Raw genomic sequence first — 20,853 nt, 5'->3', positions numbered from 1 at the left:
AAAAGCGCCACCCGCATAAAGATCGCGGGTGGCGCCGGTCAATGCCGTGCTGCAGAAACGCTTACTCGCGCTTCGACACCAGGGTCAGAATATCGTAGCTGGCCACCAGTTCCTCGTTCTGGTTTGTCACCTGCACGTCCCACGCGACCACGCCCTGTCCCACGCCAAACACGTCCTTGCGGTTGCGGTCGACCTTGCGCTTGCACGTCAGGCGCGCGCGGATGGTGTCGCCGATGGCGACGGGAGCGACGAAACGCAGGTTGTCCAGGCCATAGTTGGCCAGCACGGGGCCGACGCCGGGCGAGACGAACAGGCCGGCAGCGGCCGACAGCACGAAGTAGCCGTGGGCTATGCGCTTGCCGAACTGCGACTCCTTGGCGGCGATTTCGTCGAAGTGCATGTAGAAAAAGTCGCCCGAGATGCCGCCGAAGGCGACGATGTCCGCTTCACTGACGGTGCGGCGATGCGTGAGCAGCGAGTCGCCCGTCTTCAAGTCCTCGAAATGCTTGCGGAACGGGTGGATCGGGCTTTCGTTGACGTCCGCGCCGCGCACGTACTCGCCCGTGATGGCCGCCAGCATGGTCGGCGAACCTTGCACGGCCGCCCGTTGCAGGTAGTGGCGCACAGCGCGCACGCCGCCCAGCTCTTCGCCGCCGCCCGCGCGGCCAGGACCGCCGTGCTTCAACTGCGGCAGGGGCGAGCCATGGCCTGTCGAATCGACGGAAGCCACGCGCTCGAGCACGTGCACGCGGCCATGCGTGGCCGCCACTTGCGGCACCACGCGCGCGGCGATCTTCGGATCGCGCGTCACCAGGGTGCTCACCAGGCTGCCCTTGCCGCGTGCGGCCAGGGCCAGCGCCTCGTCGATCTCCTTGTAGCCCATCATGGTGCTGACGGGGCCGAACGCTTCCACGTCATGCACGGCGTCGTTGCCGAAGGCGTCGCGGCACAGCAGCAGGGTCGGCGAGAAGAAGCTGCCATCCTGCGCACCATCGCCCACGGGATTGAAACCGTCGGCCGCGCCGAACACCACCTCGTTGCCCTGCGACAGGGTGGCGACACGCTCGGCCACATCATTCTGCTGCTCTTTCGAGGCCAGCGCGCCCATGCGCACACCGTCGATGGACGGGTCGCCCACCACCACCTTGGCCAGGCGCTCGCGCAAGCGCGTGCCGACGGCGTCCATCAGGTGCTCCGGCACGATGATGCGGCGGATGGCCGTGCACTTCTGGCCCGACTTGCCCGTCATCTCGCGCACGACTTCCTTGACGAAGAGGTCGAATTCCACGTCGTCCGGCGTGACGTCCGGCGCCAGGATGGCGCAGTTGAGCGAATCGGCTTCGCCGTTGAACGGTACGGACTGGGCGATCAGGTTCGGATTGGTGCGCAACTTGGCGGCCGTGGCGGCCGATCCCGTGAAGGTGACGAAATCCTGGCCATTCAAGCGGTCCAGCAAGTCGCCCGTGGAACCGATCACCAATTGCAGGCTGCCGGCCGGCAGCAAGCCCGATTCGTGCATCATGCGCACGACGGCCTGCGTCAGGTAGCTGGTCGCCGTGGCAGGCTTAGCGATGCAGGGCATGGCCGCCAGGAAGCTCGGGGCGAATTTTTCCAGCAAACCCCAGATCGGGAAATTGAAGGCGTTGATGTGCACGGCCAGGCCGCCGCGCGGCACCAGGATGTGCGTACCGGCGAAACCGCCCTTCTTGCCCAGCGCGATAGCCGGGCCTTCGTGCAGCACGTTCGACGACGGCAGCTCGTTGCTGCCCATGCTGGCGTAGGCGAACAGGGTGCCCGTACCGCCTTCGATATCGACCCAGCTGTCGGCGCGGGTGGCGCCCGACAGGTGCGAGATCGCGTACAGCTCTTCCTTGCGCTCGACCAGGTACAGCGCCAGCGCCTTCAGGCGTGCGGCGCGCTGCTGGAAGTCCAGCGCCATCAGACCGGGTACACCCGTCTTGCGCGCATACGTGACAGCTTCGCCGAAGTCGATCTTTTCCGCATGCGTGTGATAGATGACGCGGTTGTTCAAGGCGCTGTGCAGGGGCACGGCGGCGCTTTCGCCCAGCCAGCGGCCGGCGATCAGGCTTTGCAGGGTAGATATTTGAGCCATGTGGTTTACTCCTATGTTGGTTTTTACTGCGCTGCGGCGTTCTTGTGCAAATGCAGCGGCAAGGCCGATTCGAAATTCAGGCGTTGGCGGTTCGCTTCGACTTCCGTCAGGGCTTCCACTTCGCGCATCGTGTGCATCGAGCGCACGGCCAGTTCGTGATACTGGCCCGTGCCCGAGCTTTTCCATTTGATTTCATCGTCGGTCAGCGCGCGGATGATCTTGGCCGGCGTGCCCACCACCATGCTGCGCGGCGCGACAATCATGCCCGCCTTCACAAAACTCATGGCCGCGACGATGGATTCCTCGCCGATAATGGCGTTATCCATCACCACGGCGTTCATGCCGACGAGTGCATTGCGGCCGATGCGGCAGCCATGCAGCACGGCGCCATGACCGATATGGCCGTCGACTTCAACCACCGTGTCGCAGCCGGGAAAGCCATGCATGACGCAGGTATCCTGCAAGTTTGCGCCCTCTTCCAGGATCAGGCGGCCGAAGTCGCCGCGGATCGAGGCCAGCGGGCCGATATAGCAGCGCGGGCCGACGATCACGTCGCCGATCAGCACGGCCGACGGGTGCACATAGGCACTGGGGTGGACGACGGGGGTGACGCCATTGATTTCATACACTTTGACCATACAGACTCCTTACATGCCCAGATAGGCGCTTTGTACCTGTTCGTTATGCAGCAATTCAGGTCCGGGGCCGGACAACGTGATGGCGCCCGTCTCGATCACGTAGCCCACATCGGCGATGGACAGGGCGGCGTGCGCGTTCTGCTCGACGAGGAAGATGGTGATGCCCTGGTCGCGCAGTTCGGCCACGATGCGGAAGATTTCCGCGATCAGCAAAGGCGCCAGGCCCATGCTCGGTTCGTCGAGCAACAGCAGTTGCGGGCGGCCCATCAGCGCGCGCGCCATGGCCAGCATCTGCTGCTGTCCGCCGGAGAGCGTCCCGGCCAGCAGCAAGCGCTTTTCCTTCAGAATCGGGAACAGGCCGTACATGCGCTCCATGTCGCCCGCCACGTCCTGCGGGGGGCGCGTGAAGGCGCCCAGGCGCAGATTGTCTTCCACCGTCATGGGGCCGAACACTTGCCGTCCTTCCGGCACCTGGCAGATACCGCTGCGCACGCGCTTGTCGGCGCTCATGCGGCTGACATCCTGGCCCGCGAAGGCGATGCTACCGGCGCTGATCGGCTGCACGCCGGAGATGGCACGCAGCAGGGTCGTCTTGCCGGCGCCATTGGCGCCCACCAGCGCCACCAGCTGGCCCTGGCGCACCTGCAGGTCGATGCCGTGCAGGGCCTGGATGCGGCCGTAATGGCTGGTCAGCCCTTTGATATCGAGTACCAGCGGAGCCTGAATTTCATTTTGCATCATGCCGCCACTCCCAGATACGCTGCCACCACGTCAGGATTGGCGCGCACTTCGGCGGCAGTCCCTTCGGCCAGCTTCTTGCCATAGTCGAGCACCAGGATATGGTCCGACAGATTCATCACCAGTTTCATGTCATGCTCGACCAGCACCACCGTCACGCCCGACTGCGCCACCTTGCGGATCAAGGCTTCGATTTCGCCCGTTTCCGTGTGGTTCAGGCCTGCGGCCGGTTCATCGAGCAGCAGCACCTTCGGCTTGGCGGCCAGCGCGCGGGCGATTTCCAGGCGCTTCAAGGCGCCGTACGACATCTGCCCCGCTTCGTCATCGATATGCCGTCCCACGCCGACAAACTCCATCAAACTGGCCGCCTCGTCGCGGCAAGCCGCATCGGCGCGGCGCACGGACGGCAAGCGCAGCATAGAAGCGAACAGGTTCTGGTTCAGGCGCAGGTGCGCGCCCACCATCACATTGTCGATGGCCGTCATGTTCATGCACACCTGCAGGTTCTGGAAGGTGCGGCTCATGCCGCGCCGCGCCAGCGCATCGGGCGGCATGGCGGCCACGTTTTCGCCATTGAGCAGGATCTCGCCTTTGGTGGGCGTGTACACGCCCGTGATCAGGTTGAACAGCGTCGTCTTGCCGGCACCGTTCGGGCCGATCACGGAATGGATATTACCTTCCTTGACCATGAAACTGACATCCTGCACCGCGTGCACGCCGCCAAAGCTCTTGCTCAGATTGTTAATCGTCAGCATGTCACACCTCCTGCGCGGATTTGACGGGCGCCTTCGGCACGGCTGCCCGCTTGCGCGAACGGCTGGCCAGGCTGGGTACCAGGCCTTTTGGCATGAAGATCATGGTCGCCATCAGGATCACGCCAAACACCACCGTTTCCCAGCCTTCAAAGCTGGACAGCAGTTGCGGCAGGATCGTCAGCAGGGCAGCACCGATGATGGAGCCGAAGATCGACGCCATGCCGCCCACCACCACCATCGTCACCAGCTCGATCGAGTGGAAGAAGCCGGCCAGGTTGGGGGTGATGAAACCGATGTAGTGGGCGCTGATGCTGCCCGCGATGCTGGCGATGACGGCCGACAGCACGAACACGCGCACCTTGAAGCGGGTCGTGTCGACACCCACCACGCGGGCCGCCACTTCCGAGCCGTGGATGGCCTGCAGCGCGCGGCCGACGGGCGAATCGATCAGGTTCAGGGCCAGCCACGTCACCAGCAACAACAGCACGGCGCACACCAGGTACCACGATTTCTCGCCGGCGATTTCCAGGCCGGCCACCGTGAAGGCGGACACGCCGATGCCATCCGGGCCGCCCGTCCACTGCGTCTCGTTGTTGATGACGATGGAAATGATGATGCCCAGGCCCAGCGTCGCCATGGCCAGGGTATGGCCCTTGAGTTTCAACACCGGGCGCGCCAGCAACAGCGCCAGCAGGCCGGTGGCGACGGCGCCCGCCGTCAGCGCGGCCAGCGGCGGCCAGCCGTAGTGCGTGGTCAGCACGGCCGACGCATACGCGCCCAGGCCATAGAAACCCGCGTGGCCCAGGCTGATCTGGCCCGTGTAGCCCATCAGGAGGTTCAGGCCGATGACGACGATGGCGTTCAGGGCGATGCGGATCGCCACGTCATAGTAGAACGCGTTAGTCAGGAACAGGGGCAGGATGGCCAGCACCAGGGCTAGCACCAGCAAGCCGCCGTGGCGCGAGCGTGTGAAAAAGTTGGTCATACACGCTCCGAATTTTTAGCGCCAAACAAGCCTTGCGGCAGGAAGAACAGGATCAATAAAATCAGCACGAAGGGCACCGCATCCTTGTAGGCCGACGAGATGTAGCCGGCCGTCATAGCTTCGGCGATACCGAGGATCAGGCCACCGGCAATCGCGCCGGCACCGCCGCCCAGGCCACCAAGGACAGCGGCAACGAAGCCTTTCAGGCCCAGCATGATGCCCGCGTCATACGAGGTGTAGGTGATAGGCGCGACAAGGATGCCGCCTGCCGCGCCCAGCAGGGCCGACAGGCCGAACGAGAACAGCAGCACCTTGCGCGTGTTGATGCCCACCAGTTGTGCGGCCAGCTTGTTGTGCGAGGTGGCCAGCATGGCCTTGCCCATCAGGGTGCGGCCGAAGAACCAGCCCAGCACCAGCACGATGACCACCGTGACGCCCAGCACCCACAGGCTTTGCGGCAGCAGGCTGGCGCCCAGGAATTCGATCGGCGCATCGCCGGAAAACGCCGGCAGCGAATGCGTGTCCTTGCCCAGCCAGATTTGCACCAGGCCGCGCAGCACGAGCGAGGCGCCAATGGTGATGATCAGGAGCGTGATGACCTGTGCATTTTGCGCCGGTTCGATCACGGTTTTTTCCATCAGCAGGCCAACGATACCGGTGGCGATGACGGCCAGGATGATGGCCAGCGGCAGCGGCACGCCGGCGGCCGACATCACGGCAGCCAGCATCCCGCCCAGCATGATGAATTCGCCCTGGGCGAAATTGATCACGCCGCTGGTGTTGTAGATGATGGTGAAGCCCAGCGCCGCCAGCGCGTAGGCGGAACCGACCGTCATCCCGGAATACAGAAATTGTAGAAATTGTGCGACTTCCATGGTGTCTCCATTATGTTCGGCTGTGCGCGGACCGCCTTCGAGGGCGGCCCGCGCAGGTACTTCTGGCTTACATCATTTCGACAATTGCCATTCGCCGTTCTTCACTTCGACCATGCGGAAAGCCGACAGATCCAGGCCCATGTGGTCTTTGGCCGACATGTTGAAGACGCCGGTGGTGCCGACAAAACCCTTGGTCGATTCCAGCGCCGCCCGCACTTTTTCGCGGTCCGTGCCGCCGGCGCGCTTGATGGCGTCGACCGACAGGTTCAGGGCGTCGAGCGCATAGCCGCCGAAGGTCGACGGGTCGATCTTGTAGCGGTCCTTATACGTCTTGTCGTAGCCGACGACGACGGCCTTCTGCGCGTCGCTGTCGGGCAGCATGGCGCCGATCAACAGCGCCGGCGTCGGCAGGCGCACGCCTTCGGCGGCCTTGCCCGACAATTTCAGGTATTCGTCCGACGCCACGCCATGCGACTGGTACAGCGGCAGCGCGGCCATGCCCAGCTGGCCATAGTTCTTGGTCACGACGGCCGGGCCCTGGCCCAGGCCGAACACGAACACGGCTTGCACGCCGGCGGTGTTCTTGATGCGCGTGAGCTGCGCCGTGATGTCCGTGTCTTTCGGACCGTAAGTTTCATCGGCCACCAGAGTGATGCCGTATTTGGACGCGACGATTTGCGATTCCTTGCGGCCCGAGGCGCCAAAGCCACTCGTTTCCGACAGCAGGCCAACTTTGCTGATGCCGCGCTTCTTCATGTCCTCGAACACCTTCTCGGCCGCCATGCGGTCCGTATGCGGCGTCTTGAACACCCATTTCTTGACGGGATCGATGATGACAACGGCACCGGCCAGCGAAATGAACGGCATGCTGGCGCGATCCACCAGCGGCGCCATCGCCATCGTCGCGCCCGTGGTGGTGCCGCCGATCAACACGTCGACCTTGTCCGACTCGATCAGGCGCTTGGTAAAACCGTTGGCCTTGGCCGCGTCGCTGCCGTCATCGTAGTGCACCAGTTCCAGCTTGCGTCCCAGCACGCCGCCGGCCGCGTTGATCTTCTCGATGTACAGCTGCAGGGTTTTCAGTTCCGGATCGCCCAGGAAGGCGGCTGGTCCCGTGACGGACAGCACGGAGCCGATCTTGATGTTATCGGCCGCATACGCGCCCGCGGCGGACATGGCCAGCACGCCGGCGATCAGGGTTTTCTTGAAGATATTGGCAATCATTGTGGTCTCCACCAGGTTGGCACTACGGTCAATGTATGGTTGGCGCTTTTTTGCAAGCCTGCGCCTTTTTTGTTTTATTTTTTATACGCGCTCAATTACGACAGCAATACCCTGCCCAACGCCGATGCACATGGTGCACAGCGCATAGCGCCCGCCCGTGCGTTCCAGCTGGTTCAGCGCGGCCATCACCAGGCGCGCGCCCGAGGCACCCAGCGGGTGACCGATAGCGATCGCGCCACCATTCGGGTTCACGTGAGCCGCATCGTCCGTCAGGCCCAGGTCGCGCGTGACGGCCAGCGCCTGCGCGGCAAACGCTTCATTGAGTTCGATGACATCCATCTGCTCGATGGTCAATCCCGTCTGCGCCAGCACCTTGCGCGAAGCAGGCGAAGGGCCGAAGCCCATGATGCGCGGCGCCAGCCCGGCCGTGGCCATGCCCAGCACCTTTGCGCGCGGCGTCAGTTTGTATTTGTCGACGGCGGCGGCGGACGCCAGCAAGATGGCGCAGGCGCCATCGTTCAAGCCCGAGGCATTGCCGGCCGTGACCGTGCCGTCCGGCTTGACCACGCCCTTGAGCTTTGCCAGCATTTCCAGCGAAGTGTCCGGACGCGGATGCTCGTCGCTGGTGACCATCTTCGGATCGCCCTTCTTTTGCGGCACGGCGACGGGCACGATTTCGCGCTCGAACACGCCGGCCGCGTGGGCGGCGGCCCAGCGCTGCTGGCTGCGCAAGGCGAGCGCATCCTGGTCGGCACGGCTGATGCCAAATTCCACGGCCACGTTTTCCGCCGTTTCCGGCATGGTGTCGATGCCGTACTGCGCCTTCATCTTGCCGTTCACGAAGCGCCAACCCAGGGTCGTGTCCTCGATTTTCGCTGCGCGCGAGAACGCGCTATCGGCCTTGCCCATCACGAAAGGCGCGCGCGTCATGCTTTCCACGCCGCCGGCGATGATCAGCTCCGCCTCGCCCGCCTTGATGGAACGGGCAGCCATGCCGACGGCGTCCAGGCTGGAACCGCACAGGCGGTTGATGGTATTGGCCGGTACTGCCGCCGGCAAGCCGGCCAGCAGCGCGGCCATGCGGCCCACGTTGCGGTTGTCCTCGCCCGCCTGGTTGGCGCAGCCGTAAAATACGTCGTCGATGGCGGACCAGTCGACGGAGGGGTTGCGGGCGATCAGAGCGGCAATCGGCAGCGCGCCCAGATCGTCGGCGCGCACGCTGGACAGCGCACCGCCATAGCGGCCAAAGGGAGTGCGTACGGCGTCACAGATAAAAGCGTCATTCATGTTTGGTTCCTTGTTCGTGCTATCAGGAGAAGATCTTCGGGCGCTGGTCGACCACGCGGCGGGCCTTGCCCGTCAAGGTGCGTTCGATGCCGGCCGCGGCCACCAGGCGCACGCGCGTGCTCACGCCCACGTGCGTCTTGATACGGTGTTCCAGCTCGCGCGCCAGCGCGTCCGTTTCGCTGGCCGAGATGGTGGACGTCAGGTCGATGCGCAATTCAGCCACCACTTCCAGCTTGTCGAGGTGGCCGTCGCGCGTGACCACCAGCTGGTATTGCGGCGCCAACTTCGGCATTTTCAGGATCAGCTCTTCAATCTGCGTGGGGAAGACGTTCACGCCGCGAATGATCAGCATGTCGTCCGAGCGGCCCGTGATCTTGCCGATGCGGCGCATCGAGCGCGAGGTCGGCGGCAGCAAGCGGGTCAGGTCGCGCGTGCGGTAGCGGATGATGGGCAGCGCTTCCTTCGACAGCGAGGTAAACACCAGCTCGCCCTCTTCGCCGTCCGGCAGCACTTCACCCGTTTCCGGATCGATGATCTCCGGGTAAAAATGGTCTTCCCAGATGACGGGTCCGTCCTTGCTCTCGATACATTCGGACGCCACACCAGGGCCCATCACTTCGGACAGGCCATAGATGTCGACGGCGTCGATGCCGGCGCGCGCTTCGATTTCCGAGCGCATCGCATCCGTCCACGGCTCGGCGCCGAAGATGCCCACCTTCAGCGAGGACTCGGCCGGGTCCAGGCCCTGGCGCGTGAATTCCTCGATGATGTTGAGCATGTACGATGGTGTAACCATGATGATCGATGGCTTGAAATCCTGGATCAGTTGCACCTGCTTTTCCGTCTGCCCGCCTGACATCGGAATGACCGTGCAACCCAGACGCTCGGCGCCGTAGTGCGCGCCCAGGCCTCCCGTGAACAGGCCGTAGCCGTAGGAGATATGCACCATGTCGCCGGCGCGGCCGCCGCCGGCGCGGATCGAGCGCGCCACCACGTTGGCCCAGGTATCGATATCGTTCTGCGTGTAGCCGACCACCGTGGCCTTGCCCGTGGTGCCGCTGGACGCGTGAATGCGCACCACTTGCTCGCGCGGCACGGCGAACAGGCCAAACGGGTAATTGTCGCGCAAGACCTTTTTATCGGTGAACGGAAATTTGGCCAGATCGGACAGCGATTTCAGGTCGTCCGGATGCACGCCCGCTTCGTCAAAAGCGGCGCGGTAATGGGGCACGTTGTCATACGCGTGCTTGAGCGTCCATTTCATGCGTTCGAGCTGCAGCGCCTGCAGTTCATCCTTGCTGGCGCGCTCGATCGGTTCGAGGTCATTCGGTGCTGGGGTTCTCTGGACCATCTCTGTCTCCTGATTCGGTTCTATAACTATGTAATTCGTTCCGGCAGTTCAAGCCTGCTCTTGTAACTTCAATTGCTGATGACTTCACCCGCCACGCGAATCGACTTGCCGCGAAATAGCGCGATGGCGCGCCCTTCCTGGTTGCTGACCTTGACGTCATAGACGCCGCTCTTGCCGGCCAGCGCCTGTTCGACGGCGTGCGCCGTCAGCACGTCGCCTTCGCGGCCCGGCGCCAGGTAATCGATGGTGCAGCCGGCGCCCACGGTGTTCAGGTTGTAGCTGTTGCAGGCAAACGCGAAGGCGCTGTCGGCCAGGGCAAAGATAAAACCGCCATGGCAAGTCTGGTGGCCATTGAGCATGTCGGCGCGCACCGTCATCGTCATGCGCGCATGGCCGGGGCCCACATCGGCCAGGGCGATGCCCATGGCGGCGGTGGCGTTATCGCGCGACAGCATGGAGGCGGCGGCCGCTTCGGCCAAAGCCTGGGCAGCGTGGATATGGTCTTCCTTATGCATGAAACTGTGCTCCATTGGCGAGTTTGCGGCGCAGCAGCGGCGAGACCCGGTAGCGGTCTTCGCCATAACCTTGCGCCAGGTGGTGCAGCACGATCACGATGTGCTGGACGCCGACGGCATCGGCCCAGGCCAGCGGTCCGCACGGATAGTTGACGCCCTTCTGCATGGCGATATCGACGGCAGCCACCGTGCACACGCCCTGGTTGACGGCGTCGGCCGCCTCGTTGGCCAACATGGCGACAGTGCGCATGACGGCCAGGCCAGGCACGTCGTCCAGGCGCGTGACGATGAAACCGGCCGCCTGGAACAGGCCGACGACGGCCGCATAGGCGGCGTCGCTGCACTGGTCGGCGCGGGCCACGGCGATGCGCTTGGCACCGGCGTAATCGAGCGCCAGGTCGAACAGCACCGTGTCCGGATGCTGGTTGTCGTGCGCGCGCTGGGTGGCGCTGCGGCCATCGGTCAGGTAAATCGCGGCGCCATGGCAATGCAGGGCCGGCGCCTCGTCGTGGGCCTGGCCTTCCTGCGTCACGCGGCGGCTGACGGTGATGCCGGCCTGCTCCAGGCGCTGCACCAGACTACGGATGATGCCGCTGTGGCCACGGCCATCGCCGCCGATGGCGGCCGACAGGGCTACGAATTCCGGCTTCGGCTGCGGGCCTTCCGCCTGCGCCACGGGGGCAGGTGCGCCTTCGCCGTACTGGTAAAAACCGCGGCCCGATTTGCGGCCGAGGAAACCGGCATTGACCATTTCCTGCTGCAGCACGGACGGCGTGAAGCGCGGGTCGTTGAAATAGGCGCCGAACACGGATTGGGTGACGGAGAAATTGACGTCATGGCCGATCAGGTCCATCAGCTCGAATGGGCCCATGCGGAAACCGCCCGCTTCGCGCAGCACGGCGTCGATGGTGGCGGCGTCGCCCGCCTGTTCATTCAGCAAGCGCCAACCTTCCGCGTAAAACGGACGGGCGACACGGTTGACGATAAAGCCGGGCGTCGATTTCGCATGCACGGGATTTTTTCCCCAGGCGATGGACGTATCGTAGATGGTGGCGGCCACCTGCTCGCTGGTGGCCAGCCCGCTGATCACTTCCACCAGCGCCATCAGGGGCACGGGATTAAAGAAGTGCATACCGACCAGGCGTTCCGGGCGGCGCAGCTTGGCCGCGATGGCCGTAACGGAAATCGACGAGGTGTTCGTCGCCAGGATGCAGTCGTCGCCAACCAGCGCTTCGAGTTCGGCGAACAGGCCGCGCTTGACGTCGAGGTTTTCCACGATGGCTTCCACCACCAGGGCAGCATCTGCCACATCAGCCAGGCTGCCGGCCGCCTGCAGGCGCGCCGTGGCGGCCGCGGCTTCGTCGGGCGTCATACGTCCCTTTTCAGCCAGCTTCGCATACATCTTGCCAATGTCGGCCAACGCCTTGCTGACGGCTTCCGTGCGCGTATCGTACAGTTTGACGCGGTAACCGGCGGCTGCGGCCACCTGCGCGATGCCGGCGCCCATGGCGCCGCTGCCGATGACGGCGACGATACTGTTGTTGTCCAGAGCTGCCATATCAATGTCCCTTGAATTGCGGTGCGCGCTTTTCCATGAAGGCGGCCACGCCTTCGCGGTAATCGTCGCTGTTACCGAGATCGCTCATCATGCGCGCTTCCAGCGCAAGCTGCTGCGGCAGGGTATTCGCGCCGCTGGCGGCCAGCGCCTGCTTGGTATAGGCCAGGCCCTTGGTGGGGGCTGTGGAAAAGTGCACGGCCAGCTTGCGCGTTTCGTCGGCCAGCTGGGCATCCTCGACGCATTTCCAGATCAAACCCCAGTCTTCCGCTTTTTCCGCCGTCAGCTTCTCGCCGAGCATGGCCAGGCCCATGGCGCGCGCGGAACCGATCAGGCGCGGCAGGAAGAAGGTGCCGCCCGTGTCCGGGATCAGGCCCAGCTTGCAGAATACTTCCACGAAACTAGCCGACTTGCCGGCAATGACGATGTCGCAAGCCAGCGCCAGGTTGGCGCCTGCGCCGGCGGCCACGCCGTTGACAGCGCAGATCACGGGCATCGGCAGCGCTTTCAAGGCCAGCACCAGCGGCGCATAGTTCTTTTCCACGGATTCGCCCAGGTCCACGCCCTTCGAACCCGGTTCCACGGCGCGGTCGGACAAGTCCTGGCCCGCGCAAAAGCCGCGCCCCGCCCCCGTCAGCACGAACACCCGCACGGTACTGTCGGCGTTCACTTTGGCGATGGCGTCGCGCACTTCCTCGTGCATGGTTTGCGTAAAACTATTGAGCTTGTCGGGACGGTTCAGGGTGAGCATGGCGATGCCCTGCTCGATGGTAAAGAGGATGTTTTGGTAGGTCATGGCGTCTCGCTTGTGTAATAGGTAAGGCAGGGCCCGTGCCCTGCACCGGCTTATTCAGCCTGGTCGAAGTCGACCACGACCTTGTCTGTGAGAGGGAAACTCTGGCAGCTGAGGATGAAGCCGCGCGCCACTTCATAGTCTTCCAGCGCGTAGTTGACGTCCATTTCAACCTTGCCGTCGAGGATCTTGCAACGGCAGGTCGAGCACACGCCGCCCTTGCACGAATAGCGCATGTCGATGCCCTGCCGCAGGCCCGCGTCGAGGATGGATTCCTTGTCCTTGTCCATCGTGAAGGTGGTGTGGTTGCCATCCAGGATGACGGTCACTTCCGTTTCCTGCACGGCGTCCGTGGCCAGCTGGGCGCGCGGCTTGTGGGCGTTTTTCGGAATGCTGGCGGCGAACAGCTCGATCTTGATATTCTGCTTGGGCATACCGGCTGCCTGCAAGGCAGCGGAGACGCCCAGCATCATGTCTTCCGGGCCGCAGATGAAGGCGTTGTCGTAGTCTTCGATCTTGATCCAGTGCTGCAGGAACTGCTCGCATTTTTCCTGCGTGATGCGGCCGTTGAACAGTTCGATGTCCTGCTGTTCGCGGCTCATCACGTAGACCAGGTTCAAACGCTCCAGGTACACGTCCTTCAAGTCCGTCAATTCTTCCTTGAAGATGACGGACGACGAAGCGCGGTTACCGTAGAACAGGGTGAAGCGGCTCAGGGGCTCCGTCAGCAGGGTCGTCTTGATGATGGAGAGGATGGGCGTGATGCCGCTGCCGGCCGCGAACGCCAGGTAATGCTTGCGGTTGACGCAGTCGAGCGGCACGTTGAAGTGGCCCATCGGCGGCATCACCTCGATGGTGGCGCCGGCTTTCAGGGTGTCGTTCGCCCAAGTGGAAAAGGCGCCGCCCGGCGTGCGCTTGATGGCTACGCGCAGAGTGCCATCCTGCACCGCCGAACAGATGGAATACGAGCGGCGCACGTCTTCCGCATTGATATGGGCGCGCAGGGTCAGGTGCTGGCCCTGCTGGAAGCGGAACTGCTGCTGCAACTCGGCTGGCACGTCGAACGTGACGGCGATGGTGTCGCGCGTTTCATTGCGCACGTTGGCCACGCACAGCGGATAAAATTTACTCATGCTTCATCTCCAGTTTATTCGGAACGTGTGCCTGATTTTTTTAGTGGCACTTGAAGTAGTCAAACGGTTCGCGGCAATCCAGGCATTTGTACAGGGCCTTGCACGGCGTGGAGCCGAACTGGCTGGTCAGCTGCGTATGCGTGGAACCGCAATTCGGGCAAATCACGTCCAGTTTCGGCATGGGCTGGCGCTTGACGCCACCACGCAAACCGCTGATGTCGATCACCTGCTGCTGCGGCGGGGCGATGCCATAGCCTTTCAGCTTGGCCTTGCCCGTCTCGCTCATCCAGTCCGTCGTCCAGGCGGGCGACAGCTGATTCACCAGCGTCACCTTGTCCACGCCATGGCTGCGCAAGGCATCCGTGACAGCGTCGGCGATCACCTGCATGGCAGGGCAACCCGAATACGTGGGCGTAATCGTCACGATGCACGCATCGCCATCCGTAACTTCGACGGCGCGCACGATGCCCAGGTCCACCACCGAAATGACGGGGATTTCCGGGTCCGGCACGTCGCCCAGCCAGGCCCAGACCTGGGCGGCGTCCAGCGCTGCCGCGGCAGTGTTCATTACCACTCCGCCCCGGGATAGGCGCGCTGCAGGAACTGCATCTCGGCCAGGATAAAGCCCAGGTGCTCCGTGTGCGTGCCCTGCTTGCCGCCTTTTTGCATCCAGGCGTCGGGCGCCGGCCTGACAAGCGTCGCTTCGGCGAAGATCTCGGCCACGTGTTCCAGGAAAGCCTGGCGCAGGATGTCGGATGGCGGTGCGATGCCGGCGGCGACCATGGCCTGGTCGATGGCGTCGTACTTGAACATCTCGCCCGTGTACATCCACAGCTTGTCGGCGGCGGCCTGCGTTTTCGCGTGGCTGTCCGCCGTACCGTCGCCGAGGCGCACGACAAGATCGCCGCTGCGGCGCAAGTGATAGGTCACTTCCTTGATCGACTTTTGCGCCACCTCGACGATGCGCGCATCCGTCGATTTCGTCAGTTCCAGCAGCTGGAAGTAATGCCAGCTGTCGAAGAAGAACTGGCGCATCATCGTGTCGGCGTAATTGCCGTTCGGCTGCTCGACCAGCAGACAATTCTTGAAATCGTGGGCATCGCGCAGGAAGGCGATGTCGTCCTCGTCGCGGCCCGCGTTTTCCAGCTCGGCCGCATAGCTGAACCACAAACGCGTCTGGCCCAGCAAGTCCAGCGCCACGTTGGTCAGCGCCATGTCCTCTTCCAGCGCAGGGCCCTTGCCGCACAGCTGCGATAGCTGCTGGCTGAGGATCAGGGCGTTGTCGCCCAGGCGCAGAAGGTAATTGACCTTGTCATCCATTGCAGGCACTCCCATCACAGATTCTTGACTTCTTCCGGCATCGGGAAGAAGGTGGGATGGCGGTACACCTTGCTGTTCGACGGTTCGAACAGGGCGCCCTTATCGCCGGGGCTGCTGGCGACGATATCGGCCGCGCGCACCACCCAGATGCTCACGCCTTCATTGCGGCGCGTGTAGACGTCGCGCGCATGGTTGACCGCCATGGTGGCGTCGGAAGCGTGCAGGCTGCCCACATGCTTGTGCGCCAAGCCGTGCTGGCTGCGGATGAAAACTTCCCACAAAGGCCATTCTTTGCTCATGTTGCTATCCCCTTTTATAGATGTTTTCAGGCTGCCGCTTTGCTAGCGGCTTGCTTGTCGGCGTAGGCGACCAAGGCATCGCGGAACCATTCGCCGTCTTCATACGCTTTCACGCGCGTTTGCAGGCGTTCGCGGTTGCACGGGCCATTGCCCTTCAAGACATTGTTGAACTCGGACCAGTCGATCTCGCCGAATTCATAGTGGCCCGTTTCCGCATTGAACTTCAGGTCGGGATCGGGCACGGTCAGGCCCAGGTATTCGATTTGCGGCACGGTCTGGTCGACCATGCGCTGGCGCAGTTCGTCGTTCGAGAACAGCTTGATGCGCCATTGCGCCGACTGGGCGCTGTTGACGGAAGCGGCGTCGGACGGGCCGAACATCATCAGCGACGGCCACCACCAGCGGTTCAAGGCATCCTGCGCCATGGCTTTCTGCGCGGGCGTACCCTTGCACAGCGACATCATGATGTCGTAGCCCTGGCGCGCATGGAACGATTCTTCCTTGCAGACGCGGATCATGGCGCGCGCATACGGGCCGTACGAGCAGCGGCACAGGGGAATCTGGTTGATGATGGCGGAGCCGTCGACCAGCCAGCCGATGGCGCCCATGTCGGCCCACGACAGGGTGGGATAGTTAAAGATGCTGGAATACTTGGCTTTGCCCGAATGCAAGGCGGCCAGCAAGTCGTCGCGCGACACGCCCAGAGTTTCCGCGGCGCTATACAGGTACAGGCCGTGGCCTGCTTCGTCCTGGATCTTCGCCAGCAGGATCGATTTACGTTTCAGGGTGGGTGCGCGCGTGACCCAATTACCTTCAGGCAATTGGCCGACGATTTCCGAGTGCGCGTGCTGCGAAATCTGGCGGATCAGGGTCTTGCGGTAAGCGTCCGGCATCCAGTCCTTGGCCTCGATCTTGATGCCTTCGTCGATGCGTGCCTGGAAAGCGCGCTCTTCTTGACCCATGTCGTCGAGGGAACGGACGTTCTTGAGGCCGGTTTCAACCATTTGTGCGTACATGATCTGTCTCCCATGTCTTTGATTTTGCGCAGCAACGCGGTGCGATGAACAGATAATACGATACAAAAAACGATTTGCATACACTTGATATGAATCATTTTAAAAATTCGTATCTTGTGCAGCTTTTTTGTGCGTATGATATTGCTTATGAGAAAACACTGCGGAGCGCCACCAGCGCTTCCGGCAAATTATTGCCGCGCTACCCGCGCAGCCAAGTAAACTGCTGCTTTTATTGAACCGACCGCAACACGGCCAGACCGGAACCACATGAAGAACACCCGCTGCACGGCATGGATAGCCGATTTCCTGGAAAGCGACCCACCGCGCTCGAAGTCCCTGGTGATGACCATCTTTGGCGACGCCATCGTGCCGCGCGGCGGCGCCATCTGGCTGGGCAGCCTGATCGAACTGCTGGCGCCGTTTGGCGTGAATGACCGTTTATTGCGCACCAGCGTGTTCCGCCTGGCGCAGGAAGGCTGGCTCAGCTCGCAGCGCGACGGCCGCCGCAGCGCCTATACGATACGCCCGGAGGCGCTGGCCCGCTTCGAGCGCGCCTATCGCCGCATCTATGCGCCGCTGGTCGTGCACTGGGATGGCAGCTGGACCCTGGTGATCGGGCCGGCCGGCAGCATCGGCGCCGCCGAGCGGGGGGCGCTGCGCAAGGAATTATTGTGGGCTGGCTATGGCTTGATCTCGCCTGGCATCTTTGGCCACCCGGCCAGCAATACGGAGGCGCTGGAAGATATCCTCGTGCGCAATGAAGTGCAGGGCAAGCTGTATGTCTGCCACACCACGGAATTGCCGGGCGTCAGCACGCGTCCCCTGCGCGACATGGTGGGCGACTGCTGGGATTTATCGGAAGTCATGGCCGGCTACCAGAAATTCATCGCCAGCTTCCAGCCCCTGCTGACCTTGCTGCAAGAAGCGCCCGTGTTCGATGCGGAGCAAGCGTTCGTCATCCGCTCGTTGCTGACGCACGCCTACCGCCGCGTGCAATTGCACGACCCGCAACTGCCCGTCGAGCTGCTGCCCGAACCGTGGCCCGGCACGCAGGCGTATGCGCTGGCCCGCGACCTGTACCGCATCACGTACGCGGCGGCCGAGGAACATATCCTGGCCACCTTGCGGCGCGAAGATGCGCAGGCGCCCGATGTGGAGCCGTGGTTCTACGAACGTTTCGGCGGCCTGAACACCTGACAACACGTCCATGACGATGTTGCAGGGCCTGGGCGTCCATTCGCACTGTCTGCGGCCCTGGCCCTGGCCATTTTTCAGGCATTCAGAAATACGTCAGTGCCTGCGCTCACTGCTTTGCTACCACCTGTTTCGCCCCTGCCAATAAATCCTGCCCCAGCTTTTCCAGCGCATTGGCCTGCACCAGCATGGTGTCGAGGATGGCGACGTTGAAGGTGAATTCGGCCGGCGTCGTATAGCCGGGGAAACGTATGATGCGCAGCAATTCCTGCAAGGTCGTGCCCTTGCCCAGGTGCGCCAGGGCGTCGCTGAGGGCGCTGATTTTCTTTTCCAGTTCGCGTATGTGTTTGCCGTTGTCATCCATGATGGCCTCCCCGTGTCGGAGCTATCACGTTAGCAAAGCGCGTCCGTCATCGTTTGCGCCAGCACAAAGTCCACCGCAAAACAGGTATCATCGCGCCATTGCACACGATGCAAAACCCATACGTTTTTATCAGGAACACTCATGACCATTAAAATCAGCCAGCAATTCGACGCCGGCGCGATCGAGGTGCTGCGCGCCGACGATGCCCAATCCATCGAGCTGAACATCCGCAAGGATTCCCACGCCGACATCACGCAGTGGTTTTACTTCCGCCTGCAAGGCGCGCAAGGCGAGGCGTGCACGATCCGCTTCATGAACGCAGGCAAGTCGGCCTACCCGGACGGCTGGAAAGATTACCAGGCCGTGGCCAGCTACGACCGCGAAACCTGGTTCCGCGTGCCGACCAGCTTTGACGGCACGGTGATGACCATCGAACACACGCCGGAAGAGGAAAGCGTGTACTACGCCTACTTCGAGCCGTACCCATGGGACCGCCACCTGGCCCTGATCGACAGCGCGCAAGCGTCGCCGCTGGTGCGCTTGATCGACCTGGGCAGCACCGTGGAAGGCCGCGACATGAATCTGCTGGTGGTCGGCGACACCGATGCCGAAAAGAAAGTCTGGGTCATCGCGCGCCAGCATCCTGGTGAAACGATGGCCGAATGGTTTGTCGAAGGCATGCTCGAAGCCTTGCTGGACCAGGCCAATCCATTTGCCCGCCAGTGCCTGCAAGACGCCGTCTTCTACGTGGTGCCGAACATGAACCCGGACGGTTCCGTGCATGGCAACCTGCGCACCAACGCGGCCGGCGCCAACCTGAACCGCGAATGGATGACGCCGACGATGGAGCGCAGTCCGGAAGTGTTCCTGGTAAAACAGAAAATGCATGAAATCGGCTGCGACCTGTTCCTCGACGTGCATGGCGACGAAGGTTTGCCTTACGTCTTCGTGGCCGGCAGCGATGCGCTGGAAAATTTCACGCCAGCACAGAAGGCCGAACAAGACCGCTTCATCGCCGACTTCAAGGTGGCCAGCCCTGACTTCCAGGATGAGCACGGCTACGAAGACGGCCCGTTCACGCCGGAAGTACTGACCATGGGTTCGCCCCACATCACCCACGCCTTCGGCTGCCTGTCGCTGACCCTGGAATTGCCGTTCAAGGACAATGCCAACGATCCCGACCCGCAAACGGGCTGGAGCGGCGCCCGCAGCGCCGCCCTGGGCGCGGCAGTGCTGCAGCCTATCCTGTCCACCTTGCGCGCCTGAGCCCCGCATGAAACTGGCCCGCCACGCATGACGTGACGGGCTTGGCCGGCGGTTACTCTGCCGCCGGCTGTTTTCCGCTCCCCGTCTTGCGCAGCGCAGCATCGCTAATCGTTGCCACGCCAGCCATTGCTGCCTATACTGGGCGCAGCATTACCTGTCTCTCCCTTGTCGACAACCATCCCGCATATGACCATCAAAGACCAGCCACGCGCTGAGGCGCGATTTTCACCGACCCGACTTGCACACGTGTGCACATTCTTATTTCTTGGCTTGCACGGCATGCCAGGCACGGCTGCCGAACTCAGCCCTGCCGCGCAGCTGGGGCGGCGCATCTTCTACGATGCCAGCCTGTCCGCCTCGGGCAGGCAGTCGTGCGCCAGTTGCCATGACCCGGCCCACGCCTACGCGCCCGGCAACAAGCTGGCCGTGCAACTGGGCGGCGCCGATGGCCAGGCGCACGGCTACCGCGCCACGCCATCGCTGCGCTACCTGGACCACAATCCGCCCTTCCGCTTTGATGAGGAAGGCGTACCCAACGGCGGCATCAACCGCGACGGCCGCGCCGCCAGCCTGGCGGAACAGGCGGAACGGCCGTTCCTGGCAGCGCACGAAATGGCCAATGCCAGTACGGATGCGGTGGTAGAACGGTTGCGCAACAGCAACTATGCGGATGCGTTCCGGCGCGTCTTTGGCGACGCCATCTTTGCGCAACCACAACAGGCATTCAGCCGCATCACGTATGCTTTGCAGCAATTCCAGCAGGAAGAGTCGGATTTTCACCGCTACGATTCCAAATATGACCTGTACCTGGCCAACAAGGTTCCCCTGGAGCTGGCCGAATTGCGGGGCCTGGCCCTGTTCAACGATGAACGCAAGGGCAATTGCGCCGCTTGCCACCCCAGCGTGCGGGGCGAGCATGGCGCGCCGCCCCTGTTCACGGACTTCAGTTTCGACAATCTGGGCGTGCCGCGCAATATGCGCATTCCCGCCACGGCCGACCCGGCCTATTTCGACCTGGGCTTGTGCGGCCCCGACCGTACGGACCTGGCGGCGAAAGGCGAGCTATGCGGCGCCTTCAAGGTGCCCAGCCTGCGCAATGTAGCCACACGCCAGGTGTTTTTTCATAACGGCGTGTTCGACAACCTGACGGAGGCTCTGCGTTTTTATGTGCGGCGCGATACGCATCCGCAAGAATGGTATCCGCGCGACAAACGGGGAAAAGTGCAGAAATTCAATGACATACCCGCCAGATACCGCGCCAACGTGAACGTCAAGGAAGCGCCGTTCGACCGCAAGCGCGGCATGGCGCCGGCGCTGACGGCGGGCGAGATCGAGGATATGGTGAAGTTCCTGGCCACCCTGACGGATGGCTATCAAGTCCAGCAGTAAAGCGTGGAACGCCCGCCCGGCGTTGCCGCGCTTGCCATGCAGG

21 protein-coding genes are annotated in these 20,853 nt (G+C 63.0%); 3 read left to right on the top strand and 18 right to left on the bottom strand.

All coding sequences use genetic code 11. The features are described 5' to 3' along the window. Positions 1 to 61: 61 nt before the first annotated feature. The 17 genes from paaZ to paaA form a co-directional block, all read right to left on the bottom strand. A complete protein-coding gene (gene paaZ, locus O0881_RS22120) occupies positions 62 to 2,113 on the bottom strand; it encodes a phenylacetic acid degradation bifunctional protein PaaZ (protein ID WP_289913077.1) in 2,052 nt (683 codons plus the stop codon). Positions 2,114 to 2,136: 23 nt separating this feature from the next. Then, positions 2,137 to 2,751, bottom strand: coding sequence for a phenylacetic acid degradation protein PaaY (gene paaY, locus O0881_RS22115; RefSeq protein WP_289903419.1), 615 nt, complete (start codon positions 2,749 to 2,751; stop codon positions 2,137 to 2,139). 9 nt (positions 2,752 to 2,760) lie between these two features. Continuing rightward, positions 2,761 to 3,489, bottom strand: coding sequence for an ABC transporter ATP-binding protein (locus O0881_RS22110; protein ID WP_099668356.1), 729 nt, complete (start codon positions 3,487 to 3,489; stop codon positions 2,761 to 2,763). Beyond that, positions 3,489 to 4,244 (bottom strand): ABC transporter ATP-binding protein, encoded by a 756-nt coding sequence (locus tag O0881_RS22105; protein ID WP_289913076.1) that lies wholly within the window; start codon positions 4,242 to 4,244, stop codon positions 3,489 to 3,491. The genes O0881_RS22110 and O0881_RS22105 overlap by 1 nt, the downstream gene beginning before the upstream one ends. 1 nt (position 4,245) lies before the next feature. Continuing rightward, the gene (locus tag O0881_RS22100; RefSeq protein WP_289913075.1) at positions 4,246 to 5,229 is read right to left on the bottom strand and encodes a branched-chain amino acid ABC transporter permease; all 984 of its coding nucleotides are present in this window, start codon (positions 5,227 to 5,229) and stop codon (positions 4,246 to 4,248) included. Beyond that, on the bottom strand, positions 5,226 to 6,104 hold the full coding sequence (locus O0881_RS22095) for a branched-chain amino acid ABC transporter permease (RefSeq protein WP_034780386.1): 879 nt from the start codon (positions 6,102 to 6,104) through the stop codon (positions 5,226 to 5,228). The genes O0881_RS22100 and O0881_RS22095 overlap by 4 nt, the downstream gene beginning before the upstream one ends. Positions 6,105 to 6,176: 72 nt before the next feature. Beyond that, positions 6,177 to 7,328: an ABC transporter substrate-binding protein gene (locus tag O0881_RS22090; RefSeq protein ID WP_289913074.1), complete on the bottom strand. Its 1,152-nt coding sequence runs from the start codon at positions 7,326 to 7,328 to the stop codon at positions 6,177 to 6,179. An 81-nt stretch (positions 7,329 to 7,409) separates the two neighbouring features. Then, entirely contained in the window at positions 7,410 to 8,615 is a 1,206-nt protein-coding gene (pcaF, locus tag O0881_RS22085; protein WP_289913073.1) for a 3-oxoadipyl-CoA thiolase, read from the bottom strand. A gap of 22 nt (positions 8,616 to 8,637) precedes the next feature. Next, the gene (gene paaK, locus O0881_RS22080) at positions 8,638 to 9,966 is read right to left on the bottom strand and encodes a phenylacetate--CoA ligase PaaK (protein WP_289903412.1); all 1,329 of its coding nucleotides are present in this window, start codon (positions 9,964 to 9,966) and stop codon (positions 8,638 to 8,640) included. Positions 9,967 to 10,034: 68 nt separating this feature from the next. Continuing rightward, the gene (gene paaI, locus O0881_RS22075) at positions 10,035 to 10,481 is read right to left on the bottom strand and encodes a hydroxyphenylacetyl-CoA thioesterase PaaI (RefSeq protein WP_289900227.1); all 447 of its coding nucleotides are present in this window, start codon (positions 10,479 to 10,481) and stop codon (positions 10,035 to 10,037) included. Next, positions 10,474 to 12,039 carry a 3-hydroxyacyl-CoA dehydrogenase PaaH gene (paaH, locus tag O0881_RS22070; RefSeq protein ID WP_289913072.1) on the bottom strand — a complete coding sequence of 522 codons (1,566 nt, stop codon included), beginning with the start codon at positions 12,037 to 12,039 and terminating at the stop codon, positions 10,474 to 10,476. Before paaH ends, paaI begins: the two co-directional genes overlap by 8 nt. A gap of 1 nt (position 12,040) precedes the next feature. Further along, positions 12,041 to 12,832, bottom strand: coding sequence for a 2-(1,2-epoxy-1,2-dihydrophenyl)acetyl-CoA isomerase PaaG (gene paaG / locus O0881_RS22065; RefSeq protein WP_289913071.1), 792 nt, complete (start codon positions 12,830 to 12,832; stop codon positions 12,041 to 12,043). Positions 12,833 to 12,882: 50 nt separating this feature from the next. After that, positions 12,883 to 13,962, bottom strand: coding sequence for a 1,2-phenylacetyl-CoA epoxidase subunit PaaE (gene paaE, locus O0881_RS22060; protein ID WP_289913070.1), 1,080 nt, complete (start codon positions 13,960 to 13,962; stop codon positions 12,883 to 12,885). A 40-nt stretch (positions 13,963 to 14,002) separates the two neighbouring features. Beyond that, positions 14,003 to 14,530 (bottom strand): 1,2-phenylacetyl-CoA epoxidase subunit PaaD, encoded by a 528-nt coding sequence (gene paaD, locus O0881_RS22055; RefSeq protein WP_289913069.1) that lies wholly within the window; start codon positions 14,528 to 14,530, stop codon positions 14,003 to 14,005. Then, on the bottom strand, positions 14,530 to 15,282 hold the full coding sequence (gene paaC, locus O0881_RS22050; protein ID WP_289913245.1) for a 1,2-phenylacetyl-CoA epoxidase subunit PaaC: 753 nt from the start codon (positions 15,280 to 15,282) through the stop codon (positions 14,530 to 14,532). Before paaC ends, paaD begins: the two co-directional genes overlap by 1 nt. A gap of 14 nt (positions 15,283 to 15,296) precedes the next feature. Further along, positions 15,297 to 15,581: a 1,2-phenylacetyl-CoA epoxidase subunit PaaB gene (paaB, locus tag O0881_RS22045; RefSeq protein WP_034746356.1), complete on the bottom strand. Its 285-nt coding sequence runs from the start codon at positions 15,579 to 15,581 to the stop codon at positions 15,297 to 15,299. A 26-nt stretch (positions 15,582 to 15,607) separates the two neighbouring features. Then, entirely contained in the window at positions 15,608 to 16,597 is a 990-nt protein-coding gene (gene paaA, locus O0881_RS22040) for a 1,2-phenylacetyl-CoA epoxidase subunit PaaA (RefSeq protein ID WP_077408594.1), read from the bottom strand. 267 nt (positions 16,598 to 16,864) lie between these two features. Between paaA and paaX the strand changes: the two genes are divergently transcribed. Continuing rightward, complete coding sequence (gene paaX, locus O0881_RS22035; RefSeq protein WP_289913067.1) at positions 16,865 to 17,794, top strand: phenylacetic acid degradation operon negative regulatory protein PaaX; 930 nt, start codon at positions 16,865 to 16,867, stop codon at positions 17,792 to 17,794. Between the two features lie 106 nt (positions 17,795 to 17,900). Here paaX and O0881_RS22030 read toward each other — a convergent pair whose 3' ends face one another. Next, a complete protein-coding gene (locus tag O0881_RS22030; protein WP_077408596.1) occupies positions 17,901 to 18,155 on the bottom strand; it encodes a hypothetical protein in 255 nt (84 codons plus the stop codon). Between the two features lie 141 nt (positions 18,156 to 18,296). On the opposite strand from O0881_RS22030, the gene O0881_RS22025 reads away from it, so the two are divergent. Next, positions 18,297 to 19,421, top strand: a complete 1,125-nt coding sequence (locus O0881_RS22025) for a M14-type cytosolic carboxypeptidase (protein WP_289913066.1) — start codon at positions 18,297 to 18,299, stop codon at positions 19,419 to 19,421. A gap of 279 nt (positions 19,422 to 19,700) precedes the next feature. Next, on the top strand, positions 19,701 to 20,810 hold the full coding sequence (locus tag O0881_RS22020) for a cytochrome c peroxidase (RefSeq protein WP_289913065.1): 1,110 nt from the start codon (positions 19,701 to 19,703) through the stop codon (positions 20,808 to 20,810). Positions 20,811 to 20,853: the final 43 nt, after the last annotated feature.

This window comes from Janthinobacterium sp. SUN100, from assembly GCF_030397705.1.
Classification (GTDB): Bacteria; Pseudomonadota; Gammaproteobacteria; order Burkholderiales; family Burkholderiaceae_D; genus Janthinobacterium; species Janthinobacterium kumbetense.
The sequence above is the reverse complement of the archived record's forward strand: the minus strand, read 5'-3'. Positions and strand labels throughout refer to the sequence as shown.